Source organism: Pseudoflavonifractor sp. (assembly GCF_050943825.1).
In the GTDB taxonomy this organism is placed as follows: Bacteria; Bacillota; Clostridia; order Oscillospirales; family Oscillospiraceae; genus Pseudoflavonifractor.
This window is the reverse complement of record NZ_JBMNPX010000002.1, coordinates 184,771-202,114: the sequence shown is the minus strand read 5'-3', so window position 1 is coordinate 202,114 and position 17,344 is coordinate 184,771. Positions and strand designations below refer to the sequence as shown.

At 62.3% G+C, this 17,344-nt stretch carries 13 protein-coding genes; 6 read left to right on the top strand and 7 right to left on the bottom strand.

Annotated features, from left to right (window positions below):
- Together ACOX7T_RS03360 and ACOX7T_RS03355 are read right to left on the bottom strand one after the other, a co-directional pair.
- Entirely contained in the window at positions 1 to 5,640 is a 5,640-nt protein-coding gene (locus ACOX7T_RS03360; protein ID WP_433439891.1) for a family 16 glycoside hydrolase, read from the bottom strand.
- A 303-nt stretch (positions 5,641 to 5,943) separates the two neighbouring features.
- A complete protein-coding gene (locus ACOX7T_RS03355; RefSeq protein ID WP_433439889.1) occupies positions 5,944 to 6,405 on the bottom strand; it encodes a pyridoxamine 5'-phosphate oxidase family protein in 462 nt (153 codons plus the stop codon).
- A 287-nt stretch (positions 6,406 to 6,692) separates the two neighbouring features.
- Here ACOX7T_RS03355 and ACOX7T_RS03350 point away from each other — a divergent pair, with 287 nt between their 5' ends.
- The 3 genes from ACOX7T_RS03350 (at position 6,693) to ACOX7T_RS03340 (ending at position 10,063) form a co-directional block, all read left to right on the top strand.
- On the top strand, positions 6,693 to 8,216 hold the full coding sequence (locus tag ACOX7T_RS03350; RefSeq protein ID WP_433439887.1) for a 4Fe-4S dicluster domain-containing protein: 1,524 nt from the start codon (positions 6,693 to 6,695) through the stop codon (positions 8,214 to 8,216).
- 266 nt (positions 8,217 to 8,482) lie between these two features.
- Complete coding sequence (locus ACOX7T_RS03345) at positions 8,483 to 9,382, top strand: hypothetical protein (protein ID WP_433439885.1); 900 nt, start codon at positions 8,483 to 8,485, stop codon at positions 9,380 to 9,382.
- Positions 9,383 to 9,616: 234 nt separating this feature from the next.
- Positions 9,617 to 10,063, top strand: coding sequence for a DUF6465 family protein (locus ACOX7T_RS03340; protein ID WP_433439883.1), 447 nt, complete (start codon positions 9,617 to 9,619; stop codon positions 10,061 to 10,063).
- Between the two features lie 74 nt (positions 10,064 to 10,137).
- Here the strand turns inward: ACOX7T_RS03340 and ACOX7T_RS03335 are convergent, their stop codons facing one another.
- The 5 genes from ACOX7T_RS03335 to ACOX7T_RS03315 all read right to left on the bottom strand — a co-directional run bounded on the left by ACOX7T_RS03335 (position 10,138) and on the right by ACOX7T_RS03315 (position 13,475).
- On the bottom strand, positions 10,138 to 10,665 hold the full coding sequence (locus ACOX7T_RS03335; RefSeq protein WP_433440115.1) for a Crp/Fnr family transcriptional regulator: 528 nt from the start codon (positions 10,663 to 10,665) through the stop codon (positions 10,138 to 10,140).
- Between the two features lie 256 nt (positions 10,666 to 10,921).
- Complete coding sequence (hslO, locus tag ACOX7T_RS03330; protein WP_433439882.1) at positions 10,922 to 11,797, bottom strand: Hsp33 family molecular chaperone HslO; 876 nt, start codon at positions 11,795 to 11,797, stop codon at positions 10,922 to 10,924.
- Between the two features lie 232 nt (positions 11,798 to 12,029).
- A complete protein-coding gene (locus ACOX7T_RS03325) occupies positions 12,030 to 12,779 on the bottom strand; it encodes a class I SAM-dependent DNA methyltransferase (protein ID WP_433439880.1) in 750 nt (249 codons plus the stop codon).
- Complete coding sequence (locus ACOX7T_RS03320; protein WP_294532724.1) at positions 12,766 to 13,077, bottom strand: YerC/YecD family TrpR-related protein; 312 nt, start codon at positions 13,075 to 13,077, stop codon at positions 12,766 to 12,768. The genes ACOX7T_RS03325 and ACOX7T_RS03320 overlap by 14 nt, the downstream gene beginning before the upstream one ends.
- 116 nt (positions 13,078 to 13,193) lie before the next feature.
- Complete coding sequence (locus ACOX7T_RS03315; RefSeq protein ID WP_433439878.1) at positions 13,194 to 13,475, bottom strand: acylphosphatase; 282 nt, start codon at positions 13,473 to 13,475, stop codon at positions 13,194 to 13,196.
- A gap of 107 nt (positions 13,476 to 13,582) precedes the next feature.
- Here ACOX7T_RS03315 and ACOX7T_RS03310 point away from each other — a divergent pair, with 107 nt between their 5' ends.
- The 3 genes from ACOX7T_RS03310 (at position 13,583) to ACOX7T_RS03300 (ending at position 17,250) form a co-directional block, all read left to right on the top strand.
- On the top strand, positions 13,583 to 14,257 hold the full coding sequence (locus ACOX7T_RS03310) for an RsiV family protein (protein ID WP_433439876.1): 675 nt from the start codon (positions 13,583 to 13,585) through the stop codon (positions 14,255 to 14,257).
- Between the two features lie 315 nt (positions 14,258 to 14,572).
- Positions 14,573 to 15,847, top strand: coding sequence for an adenylosuccinate synthase (locus tag ACOX7T_RS03305; RefSeq protein ID WP_433439874.1), 1,275 nt, complete (start codon positions 14,573 to 14,575; stop codon positions 15,845 to 15,847).
- 206 nt (positions 15,848 to 16,053) lie between these two features.
- Entirely contained in the window at positions 16,054 to 17,250 is a 1,197-nt protein-coding gene (locus ACOX7T_RS03300; RefSeq protein ID WP_433439872.1) for a coenzyme F420-0:L-glutamate ligase, read from the top strand.
- The last annotated feature ends 94 nt before the right edge of the window (positions 17,251 to 17,344 follow it).

The window sequence follows — 17,344 nt, the reverse complement described above, 5'->3', positions numbered from 1 at the left end:
TTACTTTTCAGATGCCTTGCTGAGAAAACGGGTGAGAATCTGGGCGCACTCAGCCCGGGTGGCCGTGCCGCCGGGGTTCAGGACGGTCTGCCCGCCGGCGGAGGCTCCCTGGATGAGCCCCTGCTCCACCGCCCAGGCCATGGCCTGAGCCGCATAGCCGGAGACCTGGTCCCGGTCGGGATAGGTCTGAAGGACGTCCTCCGCGGGGGCCGCTCCGCCCTCATAGCGGAAGAGCATGACCGCCAGCTGTTCCCGGGTGATGGCCTGGTCGGGCCGGAACAGGCCGTCTGTGCCGCCGGTAACCACGCCGTTCTCCGCCGCCCAGGCCACTGCGTCGCTGTACCACAGCCCGGACGCCACATCGGCAAAGGCACTCTCCCCCTCTGCCGCCGGGCTGCCCGCCGCCCGGTAGAGGATAGCGGCCAGCTGGGCCCGGCTGAGCACCGCGCCGCCGTCAAAGCGGCCTTCACCGGTGCCCTCCATGTAGCCCATGCTCAGCATGTAGTCGGCGCTGTCGTGGTACCAGACGCCGGCGGGAATGTCGGTGCAGGCGGCAGCGGGGCAGGCCACCTCGTCCAGGGCCGCCTTGGCGTCCTCCAGGGCGGCATTAATCCGGGCGGCGGTGTACGCGCGGGAGATTGCCGCTTCGCCGTCCTCCACTGCCTCCGCTCTGCGGGCCGTGACGTAGGCGCAGTCATCCGCCCGGGCCAGCCCGGCGGCGTACTCCTCCAGCGCCTGCTGGGCCTTCCGGCGGTTTTGCAGCAGCAGCCCGTAGCTGCCGTTGTCCATGGGCTCCAGGTTCTCCACCGCCTCATCCAGGGCCGCGGCCGCAGCGTCCAGCTCCTCCTGGGAGCCCTGGCCCTTCAGCAGCGCCCTGGCCCGCGCCAGCGCCTCCTCGTAGGCCTCCACGGACGCCTCCGTCATGCCGTCCAGGGAGACCTTCTCAGCCCGCTCTACCGCCTGGGCCAGCGCCTCCTTGTCCAGAGGCGTGCCGTCGGTCTCCACCACGATGTCCGCCGTGGTCTGGGCCAGTACATTGCCCTCGCCGTCCAGCAGCTGGGCGGTGGCCTGATGGGTGCCCCGGGGCAGGTAGTAGATGTCATAGGACCACTGGCCGTCCCGGCCCAGGGGCAGGACCGCCTCGTATCCGTCAAAGACCAGCCGGACCTGGCTGCCGCTCTGGGCCGTGCCGCCCAGAACAGTGGGGAAGGCGGTGACAGAGGACTTGATGGTGATATTGTCGTAGTCCGCCTTCATGCCGCTGGTGTACAGGCCGCAGGGGCCGGTGGCCAGCGCCGGGACGCTTCCGCTGCCGTCCGTGATATCAAAGATTTCTTCCTCATCAATATAGCAGGTGAAGTGGTTTCCCTGGACGACCACCTTGAAGCGGTAGGTCTCCCCCGCTTTCAGAGTGTAGTCATCCCTGGTCTCATTAATGTCAAGCTTATTGTCCGCCCGTTTGAGGAACCGCAGGCCCGTATCGGGGGTGTACACAAAGAGGTAATTGTTGTTGCTGTCGTTGTAGCGGAAGGTGATGCCGAAGGTCTTTCCGCTGACCATGGTATCCGGCGTCACGTCGGCCTCAATGGTGTAGTCCGTGCCGATTCCCCGGCTGGTGACGATGGTGCCCCGGCCGCCGTTGCCGTTATAGGTGAGGGCGCCGTCCGCGATGGAGTAGGCCCCCAGGTGGTCGGTCCAGCCGCTCAGGTCCCCGCTGAAGTCCTCGGTAATATCGGCGGCGGGGCTGAGAATCCGGATGCTGCTGGGCTCCACGGTGACGGACACCGGGTCCGTGGTCACGGTGACGGGTGTGCCGTCCCGGTCGGGCAGGGTGATGTCGGCGGTGATTTCCGCCGTTCCGGCGGATTTGGCGGTGATGACGCCGGCCTCATCCACCTCCGCCGTCTCCGGGCTGGAGGAGTGGTAGACGATCTCCGCATCGGCCAGGTCGGCCACCGAGCCGTCGTCCAGCCGGGCCTTCAGGGTGGTGCCGGTGGTCTCGCCCACCCACAGACTGGTCTGCTCCGCCTGGATGGTGGCCGTGGTCAGGGCGCCGGTACCCTCGCCGCCCCGCAGCTCATAGCTGTGGCCGGCGGTGAAGGGGAACTTGATGGAGCCGTTGACCTCGTTGTAGGTAAAGTCCACGGTCTCCTTGGCAGTCAGGTCGTACACCTCCAGGGCAGAGACGGCCCAGCCGTCGTTGTTGTTGGTGATGGTGGAGGTGGTCTTGCCGTCAACAAAGGTGTACTCATAAACCGAGCCCTTGCCGGCCACGGGGAACACCTCGGCGAAGTAGTAATCCTTGTTCTTCATGTCCTCGCCGATGAGCACGCCCTTGCCGCCGATAAAGGCGGGCATCATGTCAATGGGGGACTCCCAGTCCTCCAGCAGCAGGGGGCCTTCAAAGACCTCGCCGGTGTCGTACTGAATCCACCGGCCCTCGGGCAGGTACACGTCCCGGCTGGTGGCGGTGGTGTGGTCAGTGCCGAAGAGCGGGGCCGCCAGCACGGACTCGCCCAGCATCCACTGGAACATCCGCTTCTCGCTGTTGATCATGTCGTAGGTGTTCTCATCATCGGGATAGGCGATATAGAGGGGGGTCATGGAGAGAGGGTAGCCGGTCTCATAGCTCTTGAGAGCGGCGTCATAGATATAGGGCGCGTAGGTGCTGTGCCAGTTGATGGCCTTGAAGGCCGCGTCCTTCATCTCCTTGTTGTCCATCTTCAGCACGTTGACGCCCACGGACTGGCTGGGGCACAGGGCCGCCATGTAGGCGTTGCGGACGATGTAGTTCTGATGGTTGGGGTCGTGGACATTGGCCCCGGTACCGCCGATGATGTCGGGGTACACGTTGGACTGGCCGCTGGCCGCGTAGGCCAGGGCGTTGATGACCATGCGGTCGGGGGAGTTGTTGAAGCTGTTGTTTTTGTCGCCGTAATTGGCGTCGTTGATGCGCAGCACGTCGCCGGGCAGGCAGTAGGATGCGTTGCGGACGATGATCAGGTCGTCCTTCTCCTCGGCCATATAGGCCAGCAGACCGTTCCAGTTGTCGTCGTGGTGGGAGGGGCTGTTGGTCATGTTGTCTTCCTTCCAGCCGTCCACGCCCCACAGGTCGGCCATGTCGGAGAACCACTTCACAGCCTCCGGGTTGTCGCCGTCGATGAGGCCCACGGTGCCCCGCTCGATGCCTCCGGTGGGGTACTTGGAGTTGACGGCGTAGACGCTGCCGTCGTCATTCTTGACGAAATAGCCCTTCTCCAGCGCCTCTTCCACAAAGTAGCCGTCCACTGTGGGGTCCCACTTGCCGCCGTACTCCGCGGGCAGCTTCAGGTGGTTGCGGATGCCCAGCAGCAGCTTCATGTCGTTGTCCTTGAAGAACTGCTTGAGCTCATTTGGCTTGGGGAAACGGGGGTTGGGCAGGCCGTCAGTCCGCCCGTCGGGGTCTTTCGTATTGTCCCACATGCCGAAGCTGGTGGTGGTACCCTCCAGGGCCTTCCGGTCGCCGGTCCAGAAGCCGGAGCCGATGACGCCCCAGGTCAGGTCATAGCCGCTCTCCAGATAGTCGGTAAGGGTGTCCATCACCGAGGACTGGTAGGCGTTCCAGCCCAGGGAGCCGAAGGCCTCCCACCCCAGGCCGAACATCTCATAGTGGGGCTTGGTGTCCTGGTAGCCCGCCGCGTTGCGGACCGCCTTGTAGTCGCCGTAAATCTCCTCCATGGTGCCGAAGAAGTAGTACAGGCCGTCCACCTTCTCGGTCTTATAGGCGCCCAGCAGGGTCTGGTCGCCGGTGATGGCCACCCGCTTGTCGTCGGTCTCAAAGAGGACCTGGGCAAAGCCCAGCTGAGGGGCGATGGAGAAATTGCTGATAAAGCGGGCGGTGGAGTTCTTGTTGGTAAAGTCCCCGGCGTTCAGCCGGTTCACCCCCACCACGTTGGAGGTCTCCCGCACGTCCATGCCGGTGTTGGTGTGGGCGCCGTAGTCCCCCAGGCCGTACATGTACTCAATGCCGCCCGCCAGCCGGGCGTCGATGACGTAGTACTGCTTGCCCGGCTCGGGCTCGGGCTCAGGCTCCTCCGTGCCGTCGGTGACCTGGGCCTTGCCGCTGACCACGGTCCAGGCCTCCTCCAGCTCGCCGCCGGAGAAGTCGGCTTCAAAGAGAGGGCCGTCGCTGCCTGTCACGGCAAAGCTGTCAATCCGGCTGGTGGTGTCCACCGTGCGGATGCCCGCCTGTCCGGCGGCAAAGGTACTGTCCTGGGCGGTGAGCAGGGGCTTGCCGTCCACAGAGCAGGTGATGGTCCCGCCCTTCAGCTCTGCCGTCAGGGTGTAGGTCTTGTCAAAGGAGTAGGCCATCTTCTCACTGGCCAGCACGGTCTCCGTCCCCGCCTCCATTTTGTACAGCTCCATGGTCTCCTGGGCGGCGAAGCGGAAGCCGTAGTAGTTGTCGTCCTGGTAGCCGAACACCAGGCCATGCTCCGTCAGCTCGTCTCCGCTCTTAAAGGAGGTCTGCGCCGTGACGGTATAGCTGGTCCATCCCGCGTCTCCCACCGCCATCAGGCCGTTGGGGCTGCCGGTCAGCTCCAGCCAGTAGGAGGAAGGCTCCGAGGCAGCAGGCCGGGACAGCTCCAGGGTCTGAGCGCCCATCACCCAGACAAAGTCCTCCTTCACCTGGTCGGCAGTGTCGGTCTCAAAGCCGTTCTCATAGTACACGGTCCGGCCGTCCACACTGGTGACCCGGAAATTGTCGAACCAGGCGTCCATCTTGTCCGCCCGCAGGCCGGGTGCGCCGGTAATCTGGGCATCGCTGGCCTCCTCGTCGGTCACATCCACCACCAGGACGTCGTCCACATAGCCCCTGATATTCTTCCCCTCGCACACCAGCTTCAGGTCATACCACTGTCCGGGCTGGATGTCCACTGGAACACTGGTCTGAAAGTCCACCGAGTTTCCGTCGTCCTTGAGCCGCTTGAGCATCACGCTGCCGTCCTTGATGAACAGCAGGTGGAAGGCGTTTTTGGCGTTGAAGTGGGCGTAGATGCCCGCCGAACGGGTCCCGCCCTCGGGCAGCTTCACGCTGGCCTCCACGGCGTAATCCCCCGCCGGGAAGCCGTCGATGCCTTCGGTGTTCAGCTTCCACACCGTGGCATCGGCGGCGCTGGCGCTCCCCTTTACCAGCAGGGAGCTGCTCGCTCCATCCTCCGCCAGAGTCTCCACGGGCACGGTCAGGGTCTGGGCCTCTCCGGCCTCCTCCTGTGCCTTGGGGACGATCTCAAAGTTGACGTACCGCTCCGCCAGGTGGAGCTTTACGTCGGCCTGGGCGCCCTGGCTGTTGGTCACCAGGAAGGAGACCGTGTCGCCCTCCGTGCCCAGATACTGGCTGCTCACCACCGGGTAGGATGTCCCGCCCGTGGGGCCGAAGCAGATGCCCGACTCCTGGTGGGCGTCCACAATAACGGTGCCGTCCGGCCGGTAGAAGCCGTACCGGAAGCCGTCTTTCTCAATCTGAATGGTGTAGTTCTCCCGCTCCACCACTACGGTGGTCTTAGTCTCGGTCACGCCGGAGGTGTCCGCCGCCCAGGCAGGCGGCATGAGCATCCCCAGCACAAGTGTACAGGCCAAAATGAGTGACAGCGTTCGTTTCATCTTATTCCCTCCTGGCGCCCCGGCGCAAATTTGATAGAATCAGCTTCCTTTCTCCGGCCCACTCCCTGTCTGGCATGCCCCCTCCATTCCAAATGTTCTATTTAATCCAGAATTATTTCCTTCTTCTCTGTTTTCTCCCCTGATTTTCTCTTCTTCCATCCATCTTTTGGACTTAGTATACAAGACCTGTGCAGGATTTTCCTTGAATTATCTGCATTCTTATCTGGAATAATCCGCACAAAATTTTGCCGCCTCCGGGCATATGCCCGGAGACGGCAGTCTCCTCTGTTGTGTTTTTATCTCTCAGTCTCCGGGATTGGCCTTGCCGGTGGCGGCGTCAATATGGATCTTCCACACCGCGGTGCGGGGCAGCCAGGCCTTCGCCACCTCGTCAAACCGGTCCATGTCTCCGGGGCAGTGCCGCAGGCAGAGCAGCCGCAGGGCCTCCACCTTCTCATCCAGCTCCGCCACCTCAGCAGCGGTCCCTCTGGCCAGGACGGAGGAATACCGGGCGGTAAATTTCCGTGGCACCGTCTCCGCCTCCCCCACAAAGGCCATGGCCACTCTGGGGTTGGCACGCAGGGCGTCCACCTTCTCCCCCTCCGGCGCACAGTGGAAGTAGATATCCTCCCCGCTGCGCACCGGCGTCACCGGCACGCAGTAGGGCAGCCCGTCCGCCCCGGTCATGGACAGCACCATGTATGCACAGCTGTCCATCACCTGGTGGATAAATTCCGTTCCCTGCTCCCGTTCCTTTCGTCTCATGGCCTTCATCCTCTCTGTTTTTTCTCCATCATATGCGCAGGACCGCAAAAATTCAAGTCTCTTCTTCCCGTCCGCTTCCCCGCTTCTGTGAAACGTACACGAAAGCCGCCGTTCCCCCACCCTGTTTTCTTCTCTAATGTGAAAATCGTATTTTAATTTGTCCCTAACGATTTACAACCGGAAATATTTGCGGTATTCTTTCTCTGTAAATAAAAATCCCGTCCTTTAGCGGGCAAAATATGTTCTGTATGCAACACTGAAGAAACACAAGGGGGATCTAAAAAAGTATGAGAGGCGTTGAAACGCGTATTCAGGAGATCCGGCACAGAATCTTCCGTGAGGTGGCCCGCATGGCCTACCACACCGAGTGGCCGGTGGACAAGCGCATTGAGGAGCTTCCTTATAAGATTATTCCCGGCGAGGTGGGCAACTTCCGCAACGACGTGTTCCTGGAGCGGGCCATCGTGGGTGAGCGGCTGCGTCTGGCCATGGGCCTGCCCTGCCGCAGCGCGGCGGAGCACGCCCCTCTGTCCGACAATATCGAGGCCGCCGACCGGGACGAGACCTATTACACCCCGCCTCTGATCAACGTCATCAAGTTCGCCTGCAACGGCTGCGCCGAGAAGAAGGTCATAGTCACCGAGGGCTGCCAGGGCTGCCTGGCCCACCCCTGTGAGGAGGTCTGCCCCAAGGACGCCATCAAGCTGGACCGGTACAACGGCCGTTCCCATATCGACCAGGACAAGTGCATCAAGTGCGGCCGCTGCGCCGACGTGTGCTCCTACAAGGCCATTATCATCCAGGAGCGGCCCTGTGCCGTGGCCTGCGGTGTGGATGCCATCCGTACCGACGTCAACGGCAAGGCCGAGATTGACTACGACAAGTGCGTCTCCTGCGGCATGTGCCTGGTCAACTGCCCCTTCGGCGCCATCGCCGACAAGTCCCAGATCTTCCAGGTCATCCGGGCCATCCAGTCCGGCGAGCGCGTGTATGCCGCCGTGGCTCCCGCCTTTGTCGGCCAGTTCGGCCCCAAGGTCACCCCCGGCAAGCTCCGTGCCGCCATGAAGCAGCTGGGCTTTGCCGACGTCTTTGAGGTGGCCGTGGGCGCTGACCTCTGCGCCACCCAGGAGGCCGAGGACTTCATCCGCGAGGTCCCCAACGAGCTGCCCTTCATGGGCACCTCCTGCTGCCCCGCCTGGTCCGTCATGGCCAAGAAGAGCTTCCCCGACCACGCCAACTGCATCTCCATGGCCCTCACCCCCATGACCCTGACCGCCCGCCTCATCAAGCACAACCACCCCAACGGCAAGGTGGTGTTCATCGGGCCCTGCGCCGCCAAGAAGCTGGAGGCCATGCGCAAGAGCGTCCGCAGCGAGGTGGACTTCGTCCTGACCTTTGAGGAGATGGCCGGTATCTTTGACGCCAAGCACGTGGATCTGGCCACCATTGAGGAGGACCCCACCGGCGTCAACGACGCCTCCACCGACGGCCGCAACTTCGCCGTGTCCAGCGGCGTGTCCCAGGCCGTGGTGAACGTGATCAAGGCCCGCTACCCCGACCGTGAGGTCAAGATAGCCAGCGCCGAGGGCCTGCGCGAGTGCCGCAAGATGATGAAGGACGCGGTGGCCGGCAAGTACCCCGGCTATCTGCTGGAGGGTATGGCCTGCCCCGGCGGCTGCGTGGCCGGTGCCGGCACCATGCAGCCCATCAAGAAGTCCCAGGTGGCCGTCAACCTCTACGCCAAGCAGGCCAACCACAAGACCTCCAACGAGACCGAGCACATCAAGGAGCTGGACAAGCTGGTGGACTAAAGTCCCCAGGCTCCCGCTGCCCTATATCGTTTCGGAGCGCCTCCCAAGGGAGGCGCTCCGTTTTTTCTTTTCCGGGCATACGGCCCCTTTTTCCCCTGTTCCGGCCCCGCTTTCATCGTTTCTCTCCCCTTCGCCCGTTTTTCATGGGCCCCATGATATGCGCCTGCCGCGGGAATGGCAATCCGCTCCGCACCAATCCCCCGCCCGGTCCATAGTATGGCGTGAGGGGTATCCAGCCCTTCACTACTCTATCGGGAGGTATTTCCATGCCTGAAAAGGTTATGCCCGGCCCCGTGCAGGACTCCGCCTGTATCCGCGAGGCCGTCTGTATCCATACCAAGAAGATCTTTGATTCCTGCCGGGATAAGGACTGTATCGAGGATCTCCGCTTCTACCCCACCCAGAGCTCCCAGTGCGCCATTGACCGTGCTGTGTCCATCCGTGCCGGTCAGGCCGAGCTGCTCTATGTGTACATCGACGTGGAGCCCATCGGCTTCAACCGCGGCTTCTTCACCGTAGACGTCCGCTACTTCTACCGCGTCACCGCCGACGCTTTTGTGGGCGCCGCCCGGCCCGTCCAGGTCTGCGGCCTGTGCGTATTTGACAAGCGGGTCATCCTCTTCGGCAGCGAGGGCAGCGCCAAGGTGTTCTCCTCCGAGGCCGCTCTGGGCGCCATGGACGAGCAGAACATCATGAAGACCAATCTGCCCACCGCGGTGGTGGAGGCGGTGGACCCCATCGTGCTCAACATGAAGCTGGTGGACGTGTGCGAGTGCCGCCCCTGCTGCGACTGCGAGCTGTCCGACATTCCGCCCTGCATCTGCTCCTGCTTCGGCAGCGACCTGTGCTTCGGCAACGAGGGCAAGCGGGTCTATGTCACCCTGGGTCAGTTCTCCATCATCCGCCTGGAGCGGGACACCCAGCTGCTCATGCCCGCCTACGACTACTGCATGCCTGAGAAGGAGTGCACCTGCGGCGGCTGCGAGGACGATCCCTGCGAGATCTTCCGCCACGTCCAGTTCCCCGTGGATGAGTTCTTCCCGCCCAACGGCGCTGTGGGCGGCTGCAGCTGCGGCTGTGGTTGTGAGCGTCCCGAGCGGGACTGCGGCCACGGCGACCGCCCCGACCGCTGCCCGCCCTCCGGCGGCAAGTGCGGCCGGAACTGAGCACCCTGCCCCAATTCATGGAGAGAGGGTCCGCAGCCTGCGGACCCTCTCTCCATGCCCTGTAAACTGTTTTCAAGTCATTTCACCCGGTTCAGTACGCATTAGCTAAAATCCCTTCTGTCCGCTTTTGAAAATTCTTACATTTTATATATGACAATTACCGGAAAATTGTTGTAGAATAATTGCAGCAATTCATAAAACACGTCTGAACAAATGGACTGGAGGAATTTACACATGATCGCTGGTGCGAAGCGTCGCGAGGCCGCCGTGAAGGCCGCCGAGGAGAAGACCGCCGCCAAGGCCGTGGAGGCCGTGGAGACCAAGGCTGTCAAGGCTGAGGCTGTGGCCAAGAGCGAGCCCGTCAAGGCTGAGCCCGTGGCTGAGGCTGCCCCCAAGGCTGCCGAGAAGAAGACCGCCCGCAAGACTGCCGCCAAGAAGACCACCACCAAGAAGGCCGCTGAGAAGGCTGCTGAGAAGACCGTGGAGCCCAAGACCACCATCATTCTGGAGTACTGCGGCCGTCAGGTCACTGAGAACACCATGATCGCCGGCGCCAAGAAGGTGTGGGCCGAGGCCGGCCACACCGAGGCCATTGAGACCATGGAGCTCTATGTCAAGCCTGAGGATGGTGCCGTCTACTGCGTGATCAACGGCGATCCCGCCGGCAAGTTCTGCTACTAATCTCCGCCTTAAAAAAAATCCGGAACCGCGCTCTGCGGCTCCGGATTCTTCTTTTTTGCTCTTTTTCTCTCCCGTTATGCGCCGCCCTGTCTCTTCAGCTCCTGCTTGAGCCTGCTCAGCGTCACAGGGGTCATATTGAGAAAGGACGCAATGTACTTATTGCTGATTTTGTCGCTCAGCCCCGGATAGGCGGCCCGGAACCACTGGTAGCGCTCCATGGCCGTATACTGGTACACCGCAATTTTCAGCTCCCAGTGGAGTCTGGACGACTCCATGATAAGCTGGCGGTACAGCTCTGACAGTGCCGGATATTCCCGGAGCATACGGTTGACCTCAGGAATGGCAATCCGCACCATCTCGCACTCGGTGAGCGTCTGGATGTCGATGGGTGCGGGCTGGGTGATGTCGGAGCTCGGCATAACAGGTGAGCCGCATTTGAATACCAGACAGTCCGTGATTTCCTTCCCGTTCACATCGGAGAGCACGCCCCGCGCAATTCCCTGCATGAGAAAATAGACGTGGGTCGGCACATTTCCCTGCCGAATCAGATACTCTCCCCTTTTCAGTACCCTCGTCTCTGATACACGGAGCGCCTCCTGCACCAGTGCCTCATCGGAGATCCCAAGGGCCTTCTGAAAAAAATCAATCAGCAGCAACCCTCTCCCCCCTTCCTTTCGTGGTGCTTATTATATTACAGGCTCTCCTTTTTTATCGCATTATCCCATGTTAATTTTCCCAATTATCATGGGAATTGCGGGGATTCTGTATTTTCACTTAAAGCAGACACCCCCTGCCGGAAAAAACCGGCAGGGGGTGTTATGTGATGATGACAGGTACTCCGCGCCCCGGAATATCTGCTTACATTTTAGCCAGAATGGCCTCCAGATCCTCTTTGGAGTAGTGATACACCCTGTCGCAGAACTGGCAGGTGAGCTCCGCCTTGCCCTGGTCGGCGATCAACTCCTCCAGGTCCTTCTTCCCCATGCTGATGAGGGCACGGGTCACCCGGTCCCGGCTGCAGTAGCAGCGGTACTCCACCGGGCTCTCCTCCAGCACCTCCATGTCGAAGTCGGACAGCACCTGCAGCAGCAGGCCTCTGGCGGTCATACCGTCCCGGAGGGCGTCGGTCACCGCGCCTACTCGGGCCACCCCCTGCTCGATGGTGCGGATCACGCTCTCGTCCGCGCCGGGCAGCAGCTGGATGAGGTAACCGCCGGCGCAGAGGACGGACTGGTCGGTGTCCAGCAGGACCCCCAGGGCACAGGCCGTGGGGATCTGCTCGCTCTCCAGGAAGTAGGCGGCGATGTCGTCGGCAATCTCGCCGGAGAGCAGCTCAATGGTGCCCACATAGGGCTCCTTCATGTTCAGGTCCTTGATGATGGTGAGGGAACCGGCGCCCACGGCGGCCCCCACGTCCAGCTTTCCGGGCCGCTTCCGGGGCAGGTCGGCCGCCGGGTTCTGGACATAGCCCCGGACGTTGCCCTCGCTGTCGGACACGGCGGTGATGCCGCCCAGAGGGCCGTCTCCCTTCACCCGCAGGGTGAGGGAGGCCGCCTCCTCCTTGAGCTGGTTGCCCATCATGGAGGCCCCCATGAGGGCGCGGCCCAGGGCGGCGGTGGCGGTGGGCAGGGTCTTGTGAATCTGGCGGGCACGCTCCACCAGAGCGCCCGCCGTAATGGCGGAGGCCTTCACCGGGGCGTCCTTGGCCAGCATACGGATAATCTGATCAGACATAAATGGTTTTGTTTCCTTTCTCTTCCGTCGAAAAAGGTATGGGCACCTTTTTCGAATAAGATGCAGTCCGCTGCCCGCAGCATTTGTCCCCATTCAGCAGACAAATGCCGCACTTGCGGCCTGAGAAGTATTTTCTCCGACGCTCATGTCACCGGAGAAAATAGATTTCACTTGCTTCGCGCCTGCGGGCGCGAACTCTGCGAGGCTTTTTTCACAGACCAAGTGGCTGTGTTCAGCCCTTTTTCACGGCGGTGAAGAAGATGCGCTCCTCTCCCGGCACGGGGGCGCGCATTTTCAGGCAGCCGTGGCGGCGGATGCGGGTGAATCCCGCCTCCCGCAGGTATTCCTCCAGCTCGTCGGGCTCGTAGGCGTACTCCTCATGGACCTCCTCGCCCCTGCTCCAGCGGCCGTCCTCCTCCAGGCGGAAGATGTCCATGCCGTAGGTGCAGATGCGCCGCCGGGGGGAGTACTCCGCCCGCCAGACACAGTATGCGTCGTCGGTCTCGTCGATAAACATGCCGCCGTCCAGGCCCCGGAGCTTGTCCGGCGTGTTAATGTCAAAGAGGAACATCCCGCCGGGCATGAGGAACAGGTGGACCCGCTCAAAGGCCTTTTTCAGCTGTCTGGGATTGGTCACATAGTTGACGCTGTCCAGACAGCAGACACAGGCGTCAATGGTGCCGTACAGGTCCAGCTTCTCCATGCTCTGGCACAGGAAGATGGGCGGTTCGCCCTCCAGGTCCCGGCACTTCTCCGCCGCCACCGACAGCATTTCCGCCGACCGGTCGGCGCCTATCATCTCGTAGCCACGGCCCATCAGCTCGGCCGTCAGGCTGCCGGTGCCGCAGGCCAGGTCCAGCACCGTGTGGATGGGCAGGGCGCTGCGGGCAAAGTGCTTCTCGATGTAGTCCGCCCAGCGGCTGTACCGCACGTCGGTGGTCAGCTCATCGTAGCACCCGGCCAGGAACTCATAGCTTTCCATCGGCCTTCAGCTTCTCCTTCACCCGGGGCAGCACGGTGGTGTAGCCGTCGGCGCCGTAGTTGAGGGACCGGTTTACCCGGCTGATGGTGGCGCTGGACGCGCCGGTCCGCTCCAGGATGTCGTTGTAGATCATGCCGTTGGACAGAAGAATGGCCACCTCAAAGCGCTGCTCCATGGCCCGCAGCTCGGCCACTGTGCACAGGTCGGAGAAAAACTTCTTGCACTCGTCCAGGTCTTTGAGGGTGAGGATGGTCTCGTAGAGAATATCGCTCCGCTCCTTCTTTTCACCCTTGGTCATAGGCTGACAGCCTCCTTTGGTAGATTTTGGGGTTTGCTTTCTTACTTTATCGTTTTATATTTTACTTCAGTGAAGCATGAAAGTAAACATATTTTGTCCGTTTTGCAGGGAAAATTTCACCACAGGCTGCCCCGCTCGTGGAAGGACCGCTCGCCCGGCTCGGGAATCAACGGATGACGCTCCATATCCTCCACAATGGCGTACCGCGGACCCCGGGACACTGCCTGGACAAACTCCTCCACAGGCCCCTCGTCCCCCTGGACCTCCATTTCCACGTCGCCGTCCTCCCGGTTGCGCACCCAGCCGGTCAGGTCCAGCCGTGCGGCGGCTGCACAGGTGAACCACCGGAACCCCACGCCCTGGACCCGTCCGGACACCCGGATATAAAACCGTACCATGCCGTATCCCCCTTTCTTTTTTAAGCGTAGCACAGGGAAAAACTTCTGTCAAACCGGCATCTCCGGCATAGAATGGGGCAAACTGGTCTGGAGAAGGAGGGGCGGCCATGGAGCTGGAAAAACGCCGTGTGGAGTTTGTTGAGGTGCGTTCTGTGCCGGAGGAGAAGGTGCTGACGCTGGAGGAGGAGCCGGTGCTGACTCTCTCCCTTCGCGTCCCAACCCTGGAGGGGGACACGCCGCCGCTGCGGCGGATTGGCCGGTGCTTCGCCCGGCAGGCCCAGGTCTGGCGGGCACGGTGGGAGGGTCCGCTGTACGCCATGGCCTGTGCCGCCCTGACCGAGGCCAGGGAGCAGTCCCGGCCCTTTGTCCCCTGGACGGCGGCGCTGGACTTCACCGTCACCCGCTGCTGCGGCGGCGTGCTCAGCCTGCATACCGACGCCGCCGAGCGCCACGGAACCGCCCGGCCCCTGCTGGTCCGCTCCGGCGAGACCTGGGACCTGTCCTCCGGCACCCCGGTCTCTCTGTCCTCCCTCTTTCCGCCCCGCACCCGCTGGCGGCAGCAGGTGCTCTCCGCAATCGAGGAGCAGTGCGCCGGGCGGGCCGCCTCCGGGGAGTTCCTCTTCTATGAGGACTGGCCCCGCCGGGCGGCGGCGGACTTCGACCCGGACAATTTCTATCTGACGGAGGACGGCATTGTGGTCTTTTACCCCCTCCATACCCTGTGCCCCGCCGCCGAGGGCATCCCGGAATTCCCCCTCGCCCTGCCGGAGATTTCTCAGTGACGGACACTGTTTTCCATCCTCTTCCGTCCAAGGCGGACACCTTCCTGTTTTCGAAGAAAAGTTCCGTGTAAATCGTAATTATTTTTTACAGCTTGTCAATACAAGCTGTAAAAACGTCCATATGGCGCGTTCCGCCGCGCCATGGACTTATAAATCCAAGCGCACGGGCGCATTGCGCCCGTATGCGCGTAAAAAATAGCGCGAGGCGCTATTTTTTACATTTTGTCCCTTGTAATCTGAAAAACACCGGGATATAATATCGTCCGTCCGTGGGAAAAGGCCAATGCGCGAATCCCCGCGGCAGGAGGCACTACTATGGTCAAAGCAATTGTAGGCGCAAACTGGGGCGACGAGGGCAAGGGCAAAATCACCGACCTGCTCGCTGAGGAGTCCGATGTGGTCATCCGCTTCCAGGGCGGCGCCAACGCAGGCCATACCATCATCTGCGATTACGGAAAGTTCGCACTGCATCAGCTCCCCTCCGGTGTGTTCTACCCCCACACCACCAACATCATCGGCAACGGTGTGGCCCTGGACGTGCCCAAGTTCGTCCACGAGCTGAAAACCCTGACCGACGGCGGCGTGCCCGCTCCCCACATCATCGTGGACCAGCGGACTCAGGTGCTGATGCCCTATCATGTGCTCCAGGACACCTATGAGGAGGAGCGCCTGGCGGGCGCCGCTTTCGGCTCCACCAAGTCGGGCATCGCCCCCTTCTACTCCGACAAGTACGCCAAGATCGGCATCCAGGTCTGCGACCTGTTTGACGAGAAGCGGCTGATGGAGCGGCTGGAACATGTCTGTGTCATCAAGAACGTGCTCTTTGAGCACCTTTACCACAAGCCCGCTCTGGACCCCAAGGAGCTGTTCAGCACTCTCATGGGCTACCGGGATATGATCGCTCCCTATGTGGGCGACGCGGTGGCTTTTGTCCATCAGGCCCTGAAGGATGGCAAGAAGATCCTGCTGGAGGGCCAGCTGGGCTCCATGAAGGACCCCGACCTGGGCATCTACCCCTTCACCACCTCCTCCCACACCCTGGCCGGTTACGGCTGTGTGGGCGCCGCGGTGCCTCCCTCCGCCCTGACCGAGGTGGTGTGCGTCACCAAGGCCTACTCCTCCGCCGTGGGCGCGGGCGCCTTTGTGTCCGAGCTGTTCGGCGATGAGGCTGACGAGCTGCGCCGCCGGGGCGGCGACGCCGGCGAGTTCGGCGCCACCACCGGCCGTCCCCGCCGTGTGGGCTGGTTCGACGCCGTGGCCACCCGGTACGGCTGCATGGTTCAGGGTGCCACTGAGGTTGCCCTCACCGCCATCGACTGCCTGGGCTACCTGGACGAGATCAAGGTGTGCACCGGCTACGAGATTGACGGCAAGGTCACCACCGACTTCCCCGTCTCCCCCCTGCTGGACAAGGCCAAGCCGGTCTACGAGACCCTGCCCGGCTGGAAGACCGACATCCGGGGCATCACCGAGTACGGCAAGCTGCCCCAGGAGGCCCGGGACTACGTGGACTTTATCGAGAAGCACATCGGCGTGCCCGTCAAGACCGTGTCCACCGGCCCCAAGCGCCACGAGATTATCCGGCGCTGAGCTGCTTTATTCCCACTCCAGAACGCCCCGGCCAGAGACCGGGGCGCTCTGCTGTGTATAATTCTCCCCCGTTTTACGTATTTTCTTCCGCTGCGTCAGAATTCTCTATTGTGCGGCGGGCGGAGCTTGTAGTATAATATATTGTAATATTGCCGGGCGGTTCCTGCCGCCCCATACAGAAATCTGAAAATTTAGGAGTGTTTTTCATGAGCCGGATGGTCGGTACTGTTTCCAGAGGCGTTCGCGCCCCCATTATCCGCAGCGGCGATAACCTGGTTGATATTGTCACCTCTTCCGTGCTGGAGGCCGCCAAGGACGACGGCTTCACCGTGCGCGACCGGGACGTCATCGCCCTCACCGAGGCCATTGTGGCCCGCAGCCAGGGCAACTACGCCACCGTGGACGACATCGCCGCCGACGTGCGCGCCAAACTGGGCGGCGGCACCGTGGGTGTCATCTTCCCCATCCTGTCCCGCAACCGCTTCGCCATCTGCCTGCGGGGCATCGCCAAGGGCTGCAGCAAGATTGTGCTGATGCTCTCCTACCCCTCCGACGAGGTGGGCAACCACCTCATCAGCCTGGACGCCGTGGACGAGAAGGGCATTGACCCCTACAAGGACGTGCTCACCATGGAGCGCTATCGTGAGCTCTTCGGCTATGAGAAGCACCCCTTCACCGGCGTGGACTACGTGGAGTACTACCAGAACCTGATTCAGGAGTGCGGCGCCGAGGTGGAGATCATCTTCGCCAACGACCCCCGTGCCGTCCTGAACTACACCAAGACCGTCCTGGCCTGCGACATCCACACCCGCAAGCGCACCAAGCGCCTGCTCCAGGCCGCCGGCGCCGAGAAGGTCCTCACTCTGGACGACATCATGACCGCCCCCATCAACGGCAGCGGCTGCAACGAGACCTACGGCCTGCTGGGCTCCAACAAGGCCACCGAGGACAAGGTGAAGCTCTTCCCCCGTCCCTGCCAGGACCTGGTGGAGGCCATCCAGGCCAAGATGCTCGCCGAGACCGGCAAGCACGTGGAGGTCATGGTCTACGGCGACGGCGCCTTCAAGGACCCCGTGGGCAAGATTTGGGAGCTGGCCGACCCCGTGGTCTCCCCCGCCTACACCGCCGGCCTGGAGGGCACTCCCAATGAGCTGAAGCTGAAGTATCTGGCCGACAACGACTTCGCCGCCCTGTCCGGCGAGGCTCTGCGCGACGCCATCAAGGAGCAGATCCGCAAGAAGGACGGCAGCAGCCTGGTGGGCAACATGGTCTCCCAGGGCACCACCCCCCGCCGCCTTACCGACCTCATCGGCTCCCTGTGTGACCTGACCTCCGGCTCCGGCGACAAGGGCACCCCCATTGTCTATATCCAGGGCTACTTCGACAACTACACCACCGACTGATTTTCGGTCTCTCCAGCCGCCCGGACAGTTCTGTCCGGGCGGCTTTTTCTACCCGCTCCGCCCTTGACACCGGCAGCGCCGCCGGGTACTATAA

What these genes read in the sequence shown, in the direction of transcription:
- ACOX7T_RS03360 (WP_433439891.1), bottom strand. Translation starts at nt 5,640, where the DNA reads ATGAAACGAACGCTGTCACTCATTTTGGCCTGTACACTTGTGCTGGGG.
- ACOX7T_RS03355 (WP_433439889.1), bottom strand. Translation starts at nt 6,405, where the DNA reads ATGAGACGAAAGGAACGGGAGCAGGGAACGGAATTTATCCACCAGGTG.
- ACOX7T_RS03350 (WP_433439887.1), top strand. Translation starts at nt 6,693, where the DNA reads ATGAGAGGCGTTGAAACGCGTATTCAGGAGATCCGGCACAGAATCTTC.
- ACOX7T_RS03345 (WP_433439885.1), top strand. Translation starts at nt 8,483, where the DNA reads ATGCCTGAAAAGGTTATGCCCGGCCCCGTGCAGGACTCCGCCTGTATC.
- ACOX7T_RS03340 (WP_433439883.1), top strand. Translation starts at nt 9,617, where the DNA reads ATGATCGCTGGTGCGAAGCGTCGCGAGGCCGCCGTGAAGGCCGCCGAG.
- hslO (WP_433439882.1), bottom strand. Translation starts at nt 11,797, where the DNA reads ATGTCTGATCAGATTATCCGTATGCTGGCCAAGGACGCCCCGGTGAAG.
- ACOX7T_RS03325 (WP_433439880.1), bottom strand. Translation starts at nt 12,779, where the DNA reads ATGGAAAGCTATGAGTTCCTGGCCGGGTGCTACGATGAGCTGACCACC.
- ACOX7T_RS03320 (WP_294532724.1), bottom strand. Translation starts at nt 13,077, where the DNA reads ATGACCAAGGGTGAAAAGAAGGAGCGGAGCGATATTCTCTACGAGACC.
- ACOX7T_RS03315 (WP_433439878.1), bottom strand. Translation starts at nt 13,475, where the DNA reads ATGGTACGGTTTTATATCCGGGTGTCCGGACGGGTCCAGGGCGTGGGG.
- ACOX7T_RS03310 (WP_433439876.1), top strand. Translation starts at nt 13,583, where the DNA reads ATGGAGCTGGAAAAACGCCGTGTGGAGTTTGTTGAGGTGCGTTCTGTG.
- ACOX7T_RS03305 (WP_433439874.1), top strand. Translation starts at nt 14,573, where the DNA reads ATGGTCAAAGCAATTGTAGGCGCAAACTGGGGCGACGAGGGCAAGGGC.
- ACOX7T_RS03300 (WP_433439872.1), top strand. Translation starts at nt 16,054, where the DNA reads ATGAGCCGGATGGTCGGTACTGTTTCCAGAGGCGTTCGCGCCCCCATT.